Source organism: Kitasatospora sp. NPDC001159 (assembly GCF_053598235.1).
On the sequence record NZ_JBSFJV010000030.1, the window covers coordinates 37,792 to 51,412 of the forward strand.

At 71.3% G+C, this 13,621-nt stretch carries 11 protein-coding genes and 1 pseudogene; 8 read left to right on the plus strand and 4 right to left on the minus strand.

The window, feature by feature from the left end:
- Positions 1–215 precede the first annotated feature (215 nt).
- Entirely contained in the window at positions 216–2,033 is a 1,818-nt protein-coding gene (locus tag ACWC9T_RS17725) for a glycosyl hydrolase family 18 protein (protein WP_449821965.1), read from the plus strand.
- Between the two features lie 107 nt (positions 2,034–2,140).
- Here the strand turns inward: ACWC9T_RS17725 and ACWC9T_RS17730 are convergent, their stop codons facing one another.
- A complete protein-coding gene (locus ACWC9T_RS17730; RefSeq protein WP_449821966.1) occupies positions 2,141–2,722 on the minus strand; it encodes a MarR family winged helix-turn-helix transcriptional regulator in 582 nt (193 codons plus the stop codon).
- 155 nt (positions 2,723–2,877) lie between these two features.
- Between ACWC9T_RS17730 and ACWC9T_RS17735 the strand changes: the two genes are divergently transcribed.
- From ACWC9T_RS17735 to ACWC9T_RS17750, 4 genes are all read left to right on the plus strand, one after another.
- Entirely contained in the window at positions 2,878–4,185 is a 1,308-nt protein-coding gene (locus ACWC9T_RS17735; RefSeq protein ID WP_449821967.1) for an MFS transporter, read from the plus strand.
- A 201-nt stretch (positions 4,186–4,386) separates the two neighbouring features.
- Positions 4,387–5,997 carry a dolichyl-phosphate-mannose--protein mannosyltransferase gene (locus tag ACWC9T_RS17740; RefSeq protein WP_449821968.1) on the plus strand — a complete coding sequence of 537 codons (1,611 nt, stop codon included), beginning with the start codon at positions 4,387–4,389 and terminating at the stop codon, positions 5,995–5,997.
- Positions 5,997–6,773, plus strand: a complete 777-nt coding sequence (locus ACWC9T_RS17745) for an ABC transporter permease (protein WP_449821969.1) — start codon at positions 5,997–5,999, stop codon at positions 6,771–6,773. The genes ACWC9T_RS17740 and ACWC9T_RS17745 overlap by 1 nt, the downstream gene beginning before the upstream one ends.
- 248 nt (positions 6,774–7,021) lie before the next feature.
- A complete protein-coding gene (locus ACWC9T_RS17750) occupies positions 7,022–7,606 on the plus strand; it encodes a TMEM165/GDT1 family protein (RefSeq protein ID WP_449821970.1) in 585 nt (194 codons plus the stop codon).
- A 55-nt stretch (positions 7,607–7,661) separates the two neighbouring features.
- Here the strand turns inward: ACWC9T_RS17750 and ACWC9T_RS17755 are convergent, their stop codons facing one another.
- A complete protein-coding gene (locus tag ACWC9T_RS17755) occupies positions 7,662–8,729 on the minus strand; it encodes a peptidoglycan-binding protein (protein ID WP_449821971.1) in 1,068 nt (355 codons plus the stop codon).
- Positions 8,730–9,027: 298 nt separating this feature from the next.
- Here ACWC9T_RS17755 and ACWC9T_RS17760 point away from each other — a divergent pair, with 298 nt between their 5' ends.
- A complete protein-coding gene (locus ACWC9T_RS17760) occupies positions 9,028–11,100 on the plus strand; it encodes a DHA2 family efflux MFS transporter permease subunit (protein ID WP_449821972.1) in 2,073 nt (690 codons plus the stop codon).
- A 249-nt stretch (positions 11,101–11,349) separates the two neighbouring features.
- Here the strand turns inward: ACWC9T_RS17760 and ACWC9T_RS17765 are convergent.
- Positions 11,350–11,532: pseudogene (locus ACWC9T_RS17765) on the minus strand (MarR family transcriptional regulator); the annotation flags it as partial.
- Between the two features lie 115 nt (positions 11,533–11,647).
- The gene (locus ACWC9T_RS17770) at positions 11,648–12,139 is read right to left on the minus strand and encodes a hypothetical protein (protein WP_449821973.1); all 492 of its coding nucleotides are present in this window, start codon (positions 12,137–12,139) and stop codon (positions 11,648–11,650) included.
- 546 nt (positions 12,140–12,685) lie between these two features.
- Between ACWC9T_RS17770 and ACWC9T_RS17775 the strand changes: the two genes are divergently transcribed.
- Together ACWC9T_RS17775 and ACWC9T_RS17780 are read left to right on the plus strand one after the other, a co-directional pair.
- Entirely contained in the window at positions 12,686–13,009 is a 324-nt protein-coding gene (locus tag ACWC9T_RS17775; protein ID WP_449821974.1) for an antibiotic biosynthesis monooxygenase family protein, read from the plus strand.
- Positions 13,010–13,292: 283 nt separating this feature from the next.
- Positions 13,293–13,583 (plus strand): hypothetical protein, encoded by a 291-nt coding sequence (locus ACWC9T_RS17780; RefSeq protein WP_449821975.1) that lies wholly within the window; start codon positions 13,293–13,295, stop codon positions 13,581–13,583.
- The last annotated feature ends 38 nt before the right edge of the window (positions 13,584–13,621 follow it).

Below are 13,621 nucleotides of genomic sequence, written 5' to 3' on the forward strand. Positions count from 1 at the left end.
CTAGTCCATTTTTATTGCCCAGGTGCAGGAAGCCCTGAACCGGCGTCACCGGCCTCGTGTCGGGGGCGCCGGTTCGGCGCATCCCGGTGCCCGTCACGGCCTGATCCCGCTCGATTCCCCACCCTGACCTGTCATGTCCCGGTCGTCTGACCCCACCCCGGACGTGCGACCCCACCGGGACGACGGCATCCCCCACGACCAGGAGTCACGCACCCATGCTGCGCTCACGCATTGAAAGGGCCGGGACCCCGGCTCCGGGCGGCGCCCGCCGGCGCCGCCCGAAGAGCCTGGCCGCCGTCGCGGCCGGCACCGCCGCATCCCTGCTGCTCGGCGCGGGCCTCGCGCTGTCCGGCGGCGGCGCGGCCAACGCCGCGACCACCAACACCACCGGTGCGCCCGCCACCAGCGGCGGCATCAAGGTCGCTTACTTCGACCAGTGGTCGATCTACGCGAACGCGTACTACCCCAAGACGGTCCAGGACACCGGCGCGGCCGGGAAGCTGGACTACCTGATCTACGACTTCGCCAACATCCATCCGACCGACCTGGGTTGTTTCGAGGCCACCAAGGCCGCCGACACGAACGACAACAACCCCAACGCGGGTGACGGCGCGGGCGACGCGTTCGCCGACTACCAGAAGAGCTTTGGCGCGGACATCTCGGTCGACGGCGTCGGAGACGTCTGGAACCAGCCGATCGCGGGCAACTTCAACCAGCTGAAGAAGCTGAAGGCGAAGAACCCCAACCTCAAGGTCCTGATCTCGCTGGGCGGTTGGACCTATTCCAAGTACTTCTCGCAGGCCGCCGCGACCGACGCCTCGCGCAAGCACCTGGTGTCGTCCTGCCTCGACATGTTCATCAGGGGCAACCTCCCGACCGACGCCGGCTACGGCGGCCCGGGCTCGGCGGCCGGCATCTTCGACGGCGTCGACATCGACTGGGAGTACCCGGGCGGCGGCGGCCACACCGGCAACATCTCCAGCCCGGCCGACAAGCAGAACTTCACCCTGCTGCTGCAGGAGTTCCGCAACCAGCTGGACGCCCAGGGCAAGGCCGACAACAGGACCTACGCCCTGTCGGCGGCGGTCGGCGCCGGCCAGGACAAGATCATGAACGTCGAGACCGACAAGATCGGTCAGTACCTGACCTTCCTCGACGTCATGACCTACGACATGCACGGCGGCTGGGACGCCCAGGGCCCGACCAACCACCAGGCCCCGCTCTACTCCGGTCCGAACGACCCGATGACCCCGGCCAAGCCGGGCCACGGCAAGTACTCGATCGACAACGCCGTCAAGGCGTGGACGGTCGGCGACCCGGACTACGGCATCCCCGGCGGCTTCCCCGCCAACAAGATCAACATGGGTGTGCCCTTCTACTACCGCGGCTGGACCGGCGTCCAGAACAACGGCAGGAACGGCCTCTTCCAGCCCGCCGCCAGCCCGGCCGCCGGTGCGGCGATGTCCGGCAACGTCCCCGGCATCCAGATGTACAAGGAGCTGGGCGGTTTCGTCGACAACCCGTCCAAGACCTTCTGGGACGACGACGCCAAGGCCACCTACTTCTACGACGGCAACACCTTCTGGAGCGGTGAGGACGCCCGGTCCATCCAGGCCAAGCTGGACTACGCGCACTGCAACGGCCTCGGCGGCTCCTTCGCCTTCTCGATGTACGACCTGGGCACCAGCACCGCCCTGTTCGACAAGATGGTGAACGCCACCAACGGCTCCGCCGCCGCCTGCCCGGCCCCGCCGACCGGCACGCCGTCGCCGACCCGGACCCCGACCGGCACCCCCACCGGCACGCCGACGGGCACCCCGACCGGTACGCCCACCGGGACCCCGACCGGCACCCCAACGTCGCCTGCCTCCTGCCCGGCCGCCCCGAGCTGGGACCCCGGCACCACCTACGCGGCCGGTGGCGCCAAGGTCTCGTGGAAGGGCCGCTACTACACCAACAAGTGGTGGACCAAGGGCGAGGACCCGACCCTGAGCGGCCAGTGGGGCGTCTGGAGCGACAACGGTCCCTGCTGAGCGGCTGGCCGCGCGAGGGCCCGACGGACCTCGCCGCACCCGAACGAAACGCCATGAGTCCGGCCCGCCGGGGGAGCGCCCCCCGGCGGGCCGGACTCCGTCCGCTCTCAGGCCAGGTCGGCGGTGCGCCCGAGCGCGTCCGGCTGGCTCTGCTCGATCCGCCGCAGCATCCGGGCCAGCAGGGTGGAGAGTGCGGCGCGCTCCTCGCTCGCGACGTCCTGCAGCAGCTCCTCCTCGAACACCGCCGCCATCCGCATCGACTCCAGCCACTTGTCGCGGCCGTTCTCGGTCAGCTCGATGATCACCCGCACCCGGTTGGACTCGTCCCGCTCCCGGGTGACCAGGTCCTCGGCGACCATCCGGTCGATCCGGTGGGTCATCGCGGCCGGGGTGAGCCCCAGCCGCTTGGCCAGCTCGCCGGGCCCCAGTCGGTACGGGCTGCCCGCCACCACCAGCGCCTTCAGCACCTCCCACTCCGCGGAGGTGATTCCGAGCACGGTCAGCTGCCGGTCGTACGCCACGCCCATCCGCCGGGCGACCCGGGACAGGGTCTGCACGATCGTCTCCACCTGAGGGTCCACGGTGGGGAATTCCCGCTGGTAGAGGGCCACCTGCTCGGCGATGCCGAGCTCCAGGGGGGTGGCCGGCAGGGGCTTGTCGGCAGCCGGCGCCGGCTTGTCCGTAGTCATGCCGCCAGTGTCGCACGCGGACGTGCATCTCTTAAGCCTTTGACTCCACAGTCTTCCGGTGCTAAGACTTTATCTCGTCAAACTTTAGCTCTGAAATCTTCTGGCCTTAAGAGTTCAACTCGAGAGTCCAGTCGAACCAGGAAGGGATGTGCACGGTGACCGGCACGGTGAAGCAGCAGAGGCAGCAGCGACACGGGGCGGGCGGCCCGCTGCGCCGCGTCCAGATCGGCAACGCGCTCAGTGCGTTCGGCAGCGGGTTCACGATGCCGTACATGTTCGTGTACGTGGACCAGGTGCGCGGGCTGGGCTCGCTGGCGGCCGGGATGGTGTTCACCGTCTTCGCGCTGGCAGCGCTCGCCGTCCTCCCGTTCACCGGGCGCGGCATCGACAGGTACGGTCCCCGTCCGGTCCTGCTGGCGGGTGCCGCGCTCGCCGCCACCGGCGCGTTCGCCTTCGGTCACGCCGCCGACACCCCGGCCCTGCTGGTGTCGTCCTTCCTGTTCGGCGCGGGTGTCACCACCTGCCAGCCGGCGCTCGCCACGATGATCGTTCGCTGCTCGACGGCGGCGACCCGCTCGCACGCCTTCGCGCTGCAGTTCACCCTGGCCAACCTGGGCATGGGCATCGGCGCGCTGGTCGGCGGGCAGATCGTCGACGTCGCCGACCCGGCCAGCCTCACCCGGCTGTTCACCATCGAGGCGGCGACCTTCATCGGCCTGGCCCTGGTCGCCGGCACCGCCCGGGTGCCCAAGGTCCAGCTGAGTGTCGTCCAGCAGAAGGCCGACGGCCCGACCGGCCTGCGCGCCCTGTTCGCCGACAAGGCGATGGTGCGGCTCTGCGTCCTCGCCGGGCTGATCTTCTTCACCTGCTACGGCCAGTTCGAGTCCGGTGTCGCGGCGTTCGCCACCGACACCGTCGGCACCGCGCCCTCCACCCTGGGCTTCGCGATCGGCGCCAACGCGCTGACCATCGTGGTCCTGCAGATGTTCATGGTGCGGATCACGGCGCGCCGCCGCCGCACCACCGCGATGGCCGCGGCCGGCCTGGTCTGGCTCGGCGCCTGGGCGATGGCCCTGGTGGCCGGTCTGATACGGACCGAAACCATGGCCGCCACGGTCGCGATCGTCTCGATCTACGCCCTGTTCGGCATCGGCGAGTCGCTGCTCGCGCCCACCATGGGCCCGATTGTCGCGGACCTCGCCCCGGCCCGGCTGCTCGGCACCTACAACGCCGGGTACGCCCTGGTGAAGCAGATCGCCGTCGCGGTCGGCCCGGCCGTCGGTGTGCTGCTGGTCGGCTCCGGCACCTGGCCGCTCTATCTGGCGGCCATGGCGGGCTCGACGCTGCTGATCGTCCTGCTGGCGCTGCGGCTGCGCCCGTACCTCACGGCGGAGCAGGACAACGCGGCCCCGGCCGTGGTCCGCACCCCGGCCCCGGTCCGGGAGCTGCAGACCGCCGCGTGACAGAGCGCGCGACAGCGGGCGCGCAACGGTGTTCGCGACGGGCGCCGACCAGGTCACCTGGTCGGCGCCCGTCGCACTTGGCTTCCCGGGCACCGCCACATAGTGTCAGTGGCTGTTGACCGCCCGGCCCCGGCCTGGGCAGCAGACCCGGGCCCGGAGCAGCACCCGGCGGGCCCCGCAGACAGGCGATCGGCGAAGGCAATGACGCAAGCGGCGCTCACGCACCCTCCGGCGGCCCCGGCCCCCGCCGACCCCGCACCGGCCCCGGCCGGGCTGCTCCGCTGGGCGGCCGACCGCTCCGGCTGGCTCGGCCCGATCGCCGTCGCGCTCTTCGCCGGCCTGCTGCGGTTCTGGGACCTCGGCTACCCCAACGCCTTCGTCTTCGACGAGACGTACTACCCCAAGGACGCCTGGTCGCTGCTCCAGCAGGGCTACGAGGGCACCTGGCCCGACCACGCCAACACCGACATCCTGGCCGTCCCGCAGTCCATCCCGCTCGGCTCCGCGCCCGAGTTCATCGCCCACCCGCCACTCGGCAAATGGGTGATGGCGATCGGCGAGCAACTGTTCGGCCTGCACCCCTTCGGCTGGCGGTTCATGACCGCCCTGCTGGGCACCGTCACCGTGCTGATGCTGGCCCGGATCGGCCGCCGGCTCTTCGGGTCCACCCTGATCGGCTGCACCGCCGCCCTGCTGATGTCCGTGGACGGCCTGCAGCTGGTGATGAGCCGGGTCGGCCTGCTCGACGGCATCCAGATGTTCTTCGTGCTGGCCTCCTTCGGCGCCCTGCTGGTCGACCGCGACCACGCCCGCGCCGAACTGGCCGCCGTGACGGACGCCGACCGGGCCGGGCTCGGTTTGCGCCCCTGGCGGATCGCCGCCGGGGTGTTCATCGGCGCCGCCTGCGCGGTCAAGTGGAACGGCGCCCCGATCCTCGCCGCCTTCGGCATCCTGACCGTGCTGTGGGACCAGAGCGGCCGCCGTGGCGCCGGCGCCCGCCACCCGTGGCGCTCCATGCTGCGCCGGGACGCCGTACCCGCCCTCCTCGCCATGGTCGGCTCCGCCCTGGTGGTGTACGTCGGCGCCTGGAGCGGCTGGCTGGCCAGCGGCGCGGTCGGCGACGGCGGCTACGACCGGCACTGGGCGGACGGCCGCGCCGGGCTCTCCCCGGACCACTTCCTCGGCATCCCGCTGCCGCAGATCCCGATGAGCTGGGTGCCCGCGCCGCTGCGCAGCCTGTGGCACTACCACTCGCAGATGTACGACTTCAACACCGGGCTGAGCACCCCGCACAAGTATCAGTCCAACCCCTTCGCCTGGCTGGTCGACGGCCGCCCGGTCTCCATGTACTGGGAGCAGATCCCGAACGGCACCGGCGGTTGCACCTCCTCCGGCGGCTGCGGGGCGCAGATCCTGGGCCTGGGCACCCCGTTCCTGTGGTGGGCGGCCTGCTTCGCTCTGGTCTACCTGCTGTGGCGCTGGTTCTTCCGCCGGGACTGGCGCTCGGGTGCCGTGCTGTGCGCGGTGGCCGGGATCTACCTGCCCTGGTTCCAGTACCAGGAGCGGACGATCTTCTCCTTCTACATGGTCGTGCTGGTGCCGTTCCTGTGCCTGGCCGTCGCCCAGATGCTGGGCGCGATCCTCGGTCCGGTCGGCAGCAGCCCCGAGCGCCGCCGGTACGGGGCGATCGGCGCCGGACTGATCGTGCTCGCGATCGTCGGCTGCTTCGCCTTCTTCTACCCGCTGTACACGGCGGAGGTGATCCCGATGTCGTCCTGGCAGGACCGGATGTGGTTCACCAGCTGGATCTGATGGCGCTTTCCGCCTCCGGTGGGCAGTTGCTCCCGGTCACCCCGGTGCTCGGGGTGGTCACCACGGTGCTGCTGCTGGCCGCGGTGGCGGTGGCCGGGCGGGGCATGCTCGGCCACGGGCGCGCGGTGGCGCGGGCCGGGCTGCGGGCGGCCGTCCAGCTGGCCGCCGTCGCCGCGGTGATCACCTGGGTGGTCGGCTCGCTCTGGTGGTCGGCACTGTTCGTGCTGCTGATGTTCGCGGTCGCGGTGCGCACCGCCGGACGGCGGATGACCCCGGGCCCCGGCTGGCTCTGGGCGGCCGCCCCGATCGGCGCCGGGGTGCTGCCGGTGCTCGCCCTGCTGCTGGCCGTCGGACTGCTGCCGCCCAAGGGCCTGTCGGTGATCCCGGTCGCGGGCATCCTGATCGGCGGCGGGCTCACCGCCACCTCGCTGGCCGGGCGGCGGGCCCTGGACGAGCTGCGGCAGCGGCGCGGTGAGGTGGAGGCGGCGCTGGCGCTCGGTTTCGAGGAGCGGGACGCCCGGTTGGAGATCTGCCGTACTGCCGCCGCGACCTCGCTGGTCCCGGCGCTGGACCAGACCCGTACGGTCGGGCTGGTCACCCTGCCGGGAGCCTTCGTCGGCATGCTGATCGGCGGCGCCTCGCCCGTCCAGGCGGGGGCGGTGCAGCTGTTCGTGCTGATCGCGCTGCTGGCGGTGGAGTCGACGGCGATCGTGGTGGTGCTGGAACTGGTCGGGCGGGGGCTGGTGACGGCGGCCGACGGCGTCGGACAGGCCTGATGACGGCGTCGGGTAGGCTTGAGCACGTTGAAGGGGAGTAGCCCTCCACCGGACCGTCGACATACTGGCCCCCACGGGCCCGGCGCCCGGGGCACCTGAACCATCTGATCCGGTCGGTCCGCTGATCCGGACGGGCGGTGCCGGCGAGACCTTCGGCCGCAGTGCTGTGACCATTCCAGTGCTGTCGGGCCGAAGCGACCCCTGACGGAGCTGCGGAGGCCGGACAGCCCGACCGAGGGATTCCTCCGATGAGTTTGACCGTTGCCGCGTTGACGTTCGGCATCATCTTCCTGGCCGAGCTGCCGGACAAGACCGCGCTGGCCAGCCTGGTGCTCGGCACCAAGTACCGCGCGAGCTACGTCTTCGCGGGCATCGCCGCCGCCTTCGCCCTCCACGTGGGCCTGGCCCTGGCCGCCGGGCACCTGCTCTCGCTGCTGCCGCACCGCTGGGTGGAGGGTGTCACTGGCCTGCTGTTCCTGGTCGGCGCCGCGATGCTGCTGTTCCACGGCGGTGAGGACGACGACGAGCACTCGGCCAAGGAGCCGTCCTCGAACAGCTTCTGGAAGGTGGCCGGGGCCAGCTTCGCGGTCGTCGCGGTCGCCGAGTTCGGCGACCTGACCCAGATCATGACCGCCAACCTGGCCGCCAAGTACGTCGATCCGCTGGCCGTCGGCATCGGCTCCTGGCTGGCGCTCTGCGCGGTCGGCGGGATCGCCATCGTGGGCGGGCAGAAGCTGCTCAAGTACGTGCCGATGAAGCTGATCATCCGGGTAGCGGCGACGATCATGGTGGTGCTGGCGGGTGTCAGCATCTTCGGGGCCGTCACGGGCTGACGTCCTTGGCCGGCCGTCGGGCGGGATGCCCGTCGGCCGGGGGAGGCAGCAGGCGTCAGCAGCCGGGGTCGGCCATCAGGACGGCCTGGGTCTTGGGGCCGTAGACGCCGTTCTCGCCCTTGATGTGGTTCGAGCGCTGGTAGTCGGACAGCACCGACTGGGTCCAGGCGTCGAAGGTGCCGGTGACGATCGACTTGTCGACGAATCCGCACTCGGCGACGTAGAGCTGCTGCTGCATCGCCCTGACGTCGGGTCCGCTCATCCCGAGCTGGAGCAGCCGAGGCGTGGGCGTCGCGGTGGGCGTGGGGGTCGGCGTCGGCGTGGGCGTGGGTGTCGGGGTGGGGGTCGGCGTCGGCGTGCGGGTCGGTGTCGGGGTGGGGGCGGACGTCCTGGTCGGGCTGGGTCTGGCCGTCCGGGTCGAGGTCGGGGTCGGCGTGTCGCTGGTGGGGGCCGGGGAGGCCGGGGGCGGGGCGGCCTGGGTGGGCGGGTCCGACGGCGCGGGGGCGAGCGTGCTGGTGGGCAGCGGGTCCGCCCGGTGGGACGGCTCGGGCGAGGGTGTCACGGCGTACGCGAGGCCCACGGTCAGCGCCAGCAGGCCCGCGCCGACGCCCGCGATCAGCAGCTTGCGCCGGGCGAACGGGCTCTGCCCGGCCTGATCGGCCGCCCGCCGCGCGGCCCGGCCGCCGACGGGACCGGCCCCGGACTCGGACGCCGGGTGGTCGAACGGGAAGTAGCCGATGTCCTCCCCGGCGCCGGGCGGGACCGGGGGCAGGGCGGTGGTGGCGTACGCGTCCGGCGCGGGGCCCGGCACGGGCGGCAGCACGGTCGTCGCGTAGGCGTCCGCGTCCGGCCCCAGCGGAGGTGTGACGGGCGGCTGGGCCGACTGCATCGCCTGCGCGGACTGCATCGGCCGGACCGGCGGCAGGACAGTGGTCGCGAACGGGTCCCCGGGCGGCGGGGGCTCCTCCGCCACCTGGCCGGCCGACTGCGGCACGTACGGGCGCACCAGCGGCGGGCCCTCGACGTGCGGGAGGACGGTGGTCTCCGCGAGGCTCGGATCCGGGAGGCAGCCGCACCCGGTTGAGCGTGCGGCGCCGCACGTCGGGCAGTGCTGGTCCGGCACGGCCGGTCCTCCTCGGGTCTCGGGTCTCGCGGTCGCGCCTGATTATGCAGGACGTCCCGGAGGGTGGACAGGGGCGTCCGGCCTCCGGTGGGGGTGTTGTGCCGGTTGGTGGTGGTTGGCTCCCGGGGAAACCGCCGGAACGCGTGGGACGGGCCCGGCGCTTACGTTCGGCTCAATCGAACGGAACAAACCGGGACACATCTGCCAGCATGGGGAACTGGGAGTGATCATCCGCACGGGCGCCCGGTCGTCCGGCCCCGCGACCCTACGGAGAGGCCATGCCGCCTGTGGAGAGGCCATGACGGACCCGCTCGCCGCGTCCGACCGGAGCCCGGCGAACGAGCCCGGTCCGCCGGAGGGCACCGTCCCCAACCTGTGGGTGCCGATCGGCGCACTGCTGCTGGCGATGCTGCTCGCCGCCCTCGACCAGACCATCGTCTCCACCGCGCTGCCCACCATCGTCAGCGACCTCGGCGGCCTGGAGCACCTGTCCTGGGTGGTCACCGCCTACTTGCTGGCCGCCACCGCGGCCACCCCGCTCTGGGGCAAGCTCGGCGACATGTACGGCCGGAAGCGCTTCTTCCAGGCCTCCATCGTGATCTTCCTGATCGGCTCGATACTGTGTGGAATCGCCCAGAACATGGGCGAGTTGATCGCCTTCCGGGCTCTCCAGGGCCTGGGTGGCGGCGGGCTGATGGTGCTCTCCCAGGCGATCGTCGGCGACCTCGTCCCGCCCCGGGACCGCGGCAAGTACCAGGGGCTGTTCGGCGCCGTCTTCGGCGTCACCAGCGTGCTCGGGCCGCTGCTCGGCGGGCTGTTCGTCGACCACCTCAGCTGGCGCTGGGTCTTCTACATCAACCTGCCGATCGGCGTGGTCGCCCTGGTGGTGATCGCCGCGGTGCTGCACGGGCTGGAGGTCCGGCGCGAGCACCGGATCGACTACCTCGGCACCGGGCTGATCGCGGCCGTCGCCACCTGCCTGGTGCTGATGACCTCGCTCGGCGGCACCACCTGGGCCTGGAGCTCCTGGCAGATCGTCGGCCTGGGAGTGCTCGGGCTGGTGCTGCTGATCGCCTTCATCGAGGTCGAGCGCACGGCCGCGGAGCCGGTCCTGCCGCTGCGGCTGTTCCGCTCGCAGACCTTCAGCCTGGTCGCGGTGATCTCCTTCGTGGTCGGCTTCGCGATGTTCGGCGCGCTCACCTACCTGCCGACCTTCCTCCAGGTGGTCCGGCAGGTGTCGCCCACCATGTCCGGCATCCACATGCTGCCGATGGTGCTCGGGATGCTGGTCACCTCGATCGGCTCCGGCCAGATCGTCGCCCGCACCGGCCACTACCGGACCTTCCCGATCGCCGGCACGGCCGTCACCACGGTCGGCCTGCTGCTGCTCTCCCGGCTGGACGAACACAGCAGCACCGCCGAGATGAGCTCCTACTTCCTGGTCTTCGGCCTCGGGCTGGGCCTGGTGATGCAGGTGCTGGTGCTGATCGTGCAGAACTCGGTCGGCTACCAGGACCTCGGCGTGGCCACCGCGGGCGCCACGTTCTTCCGCTCCATCGGCGCCTCCTTCGGCGTCTCCGTCTTCGGGACGCTCTTCGCCGGCGGCCTGCGCTCACGGCTCGCCGACGCCCTGGCCGGCCAGCCGCTCCCGCCGGGCTTCCACGTGGAGGCGATCACCTCCGACCCCCGGCTGGTCACCCAGCTGCCGGCCGCCGCCCAGGCCGGGGTCCACCACGCGTACGCCGAGTCGATCACCCGGGTGTTCCTGTACGCCGCGCCCGTCGCGGCGGTCGCCTTCGTCCTGTCGCTCTTCCTGCGCGAGCAGAAGCTGCGCTCCACCGTGACCGCGCCGGACCTCAGCGAGTCCATCGGCATCAACCCGGTCGAACGCAGCTCGCTGGACGAAATCGCCCGCTCCCTCTCGGTGTTGAGCACCCGGGAGGCCCGGCGGGACCTGTTCCGGCGGATCACCACCACCGCTGGACTCGACCTGCTGCCCGCCTCCAGCTGGCTGCTGCTCCAGATACACCACCACGGCTCGGTGGAGCCCGCCGAACTGGCCGAGCACCGGATCGTCCCGATCGCGGTCGTCGAGGAGGCGGTCCGCGAGGTGGAGGGCCGGGGCCTCGCCGCCCGCACCGGCAGCCGGTCGCTGCGCCTCACCGAAGCGGGGGAGGAAACGGCGCTGCGCCTCGTCGAGGCCCGGCGCACCCAACTCTCGGAGCTGCTGGGCGACTGGGACGAGAAGCAGTACGCGGACCTCGCCGAACTGCTCAGCCGGCTCAGCACCACCCTCTGCGCCGACCTCCGGGACCGGCCGGACCCGGTCGGACCGGAGCCGCCCTACCGGGGCGAGGGCCGGTCGTTCTGACGTCCGCCCCGTCTTTCGGCGCGCTCTACGGCGCGCCGAACCAGCGGGGGGTGTCGAGCCGGAACGGGCCCCCGGGGGCGAGTAGCCGCAGCCGTCCTCGACCTGGAGGAGCTGCTCCTCACCGAGGGTCTGTGACCACTCCGCGCGCAGCTCGTCTAAGATCCGCGCCGAGCGGACCAGGCAGTCCACCCCCCGGTCGGTGAGGCGGACCACCTTGCGCCGGGCGTCGGCGGGGTCGCTGCCGCGCTCGACGTAGCCGAGCTGTTCCAGGTTCTCGACGGTCTTGCCCGCCGCCTGCTTGGAGACGCCGAGGCGCCGTCCGAGTTCGACTGCGGTGGTGCCGTCGGGGCCGATCGCCTGGAAGACGAAGCCGTTTCGGGTTGGCCTGGGATCTGTACTCGGTTGGCATGGCAGGAGCCTACGGTCACCCACAATCGATCGGGGCTGCTGGCGACCTACCGCTACAGAGCGATCGCTTTGTAGCTCAGGGCCGCATCGGCGATCTGCTCGGCGGAGGCGTTCTGCAGCTCTCGCGGCGGGTGGTAGATCAAGCCTGCGACGCGCGGGTGGAGAACGTCCGTGCGAAGGTCACGTCCTCGTGCAGGTGGGCCTCGACAGCGCCCAGATGCTGGTCGTGGGCGATGAGGAGGTCGTCCACGAGACCGAGCAGGCGGATGCTGCCGCTGGGGAACTGGAGCGTGAGGCCGGCTGTGAAGCCGACCTCGCCGTCGTTGTAGTCGATCTGGCGAACCGAGCGGATCGTCTGTCCGACAAACCGGGTCACCGGAACATCCGGCGAATCGTCGGTCACGGTGACGCTGCCGTGCTCCTCCATCGAGTACGGTCCGTGCGGCTGGTCGGCACGCAGCGACAAGCCTGTCGAGGGCGTGTGGAACAGAACTGGTCCCAGCCCCTCCAGGTGAAGCCACAGGTGCACCAGCGATGGTTCGTCGTCAGCGTAGTGATGCCAGGCCGTGGTGACCTTCAGCAGTCGCCTCCCGATCAGGTCGGCGGCAAACAGCTCCTCATCGTCGATCACGCGCCGATGCTCGCACGGCCTCACCCATAGGACACGAGAATTCCTGACCGGCTGCCGTCGCCAGGACCCGTCCCGCCGATGTTGCTGGCGACCACGGACGAGTGAAGCCGGCCGATACGCCTTGCGCCACACATGTCGTGATTACTACGGTGCCGACTCATAGCCACTGAGCTGCGAAGACTCCGTCGTGAGTCCGCCTCAGAATCGGCGGCCTCCAAAGAAGTCGAGGTGCGGCTGTACCGCACCCGCACCGCCAAGTAGAGACGGCCGGCGCGGAGGCGCGACGGACCGGTCGGCGGGGATCGCCGATCGGGTGGGGCATCACCCGAACTTCCGTACGCCTCCGGTCGGCGGGGAAGGGAGCACACCCCCGGCTTCCTCTCCCCGGACCCTGGGTCGCCATGCACGGCGACCCGGGGTTCCATCTTGCGTCCTTCCGCCGTGGATCTCCTGACCTGCCCGCGTGAGGTGTAGGAGACTGCTGACCGTAGGCAGCAACCGAGCCGGAGCCCGCACCCGGGACCCCGGCGGAGCAGAAGGAGCGGCATGTCCGTCGTCAAGATCAACGTACTGACTGTCCCCGCCGAGCAGCGCGAGACTCTGGAGCAGCGCTTCGCCCACCGTGCGCACGCCGTCGAAAGCTCCGACGGTTTCGAATGGTTCGAACTGCTCCGCCCGGTCGAGGGAACCGACCAGTACCTCGTCTACACCCGCTGGCGCGACGAGGAGTCGTTCCAGGCCTGGATGGAGGGCCCGATGAAGGCGGCACACCAGGGCGGCGCCGAGGGTGAGGCCCCGAAGCGCCCGGCCGCCTCGGGCTCCACGCTGTGGTCCTTCGAGGTCGTCCAGTCCGCGGGCCCGAAGGCCTGACGCCTGCACGGTAGTTGCGCGCCCCGGGGCTCACGGAGCTCCGGGGCGTGCAGCGTTTCAGGCCGCGGCGGCGTAGACCGCAACTGACGGAGTTCCACTGGATTCCTCGGGTCCCCGAACGGCCGGCCGTGGTGTGGTCGTGGTCATGTCGGTGCTGGTGTTGCGGGACAGCGTACGGGGGCGTTCGGGAATTCCGAACGGTGTGTGAGGGATCGGCGGTGGAGCGGGGCGGGGCGGCGCACCAGAGTGGGTGGCCGATCCCCCGCTGACTTGGAGAAATCCGATGACTGCTGCCCCCGTACTTGCCGCTGGTCCAGCCGGCTCGGCCGATCCATCGCCGGCGACCCGCCTGCGCGCCCTGTCGAGCATCTCGCTCGGCTACTTCATGGTGCTGCTCGACACCACCGTCCTCGTGGTCGCCGAGCCCGACTTGGCGGCCTCGCTGGGCAGTTCGACCGCCGGACTGCAGTGGGCCGTCACCGGCTACAGCGTCGCCCTCGGTGCGCTGCTGCTTCCGGCGGCGATGTGTGCGCCGTCCGCCGTGCTGGTGCGGCGGAGCCGGGCAACCGCCTGACGGGTTCGGGGCGGCGGAGTCGAGGTGGGCGCGGTTCG

Excerpts from the sequence above, each read along its gene's own strand:
- ACWC9T_RS17725 (WP_449821965.1), top strand. The coding sequence starts at position 216 with ATGCTGCGCTCACGCATTGAAAGGGCCGGGACCCCGGCTCCGGGCGGC.
- ACWC9T_RS17730 (WP_449821966.1), bottom strand. The coding sequence starts at position 2,722 with ATGACTACGGACAAGCCGGCGCCGGCTGCCGACAAGCCCCTGCCGGCC.
- ACWC9T_RS17740 (WP_449821968.1), top strand. The coding sequence starts at position 4,387 with ATGACGCAAGCGGCGCTCACGCACCCTCCGGCGGCCCCGGCCCCCGCC.
- ACWC9T_RS17745 (WP_449821969.1), top strand. The coding sequence starts at position 5,997 with ATGGCGCTTTCCGCCTCCGGTGGGCAGTTGCTCCCGGTCACCCCGGTG.
- ACWC9T_RS17750 (WP_449821970.1), top strand. The coding sequence starts at position 7,022 with ATGAGTTTGACCGTTGCCGCGTTGACGTTCGGCATCATCTTCCTGGCC.
- ACWC9T_RS17760 (WP_449821972.1), top strand. The coding sequence starts at position 9,028 with ATGACGGACCCGCTCGCCGCGTCCGACCGGAGCCCGGCGAACGAGCCC.
- ACWC9T_RS17775 (WP_449821974.1), top strand. The coding sequence starts at position 12,686 with ATGTCCGTCGTCAAGATCAACGTACTGACTGTCCCCGCCGAGCAGCGC.
- ACWC9T_RS17780 (WP_449821975.1), top strand. The coding sequence starts at position 13,293 with ATGACTGCTGCCCCCGTACTTGCCGCTGGTCCAGCCGGCTCGGCCGAT.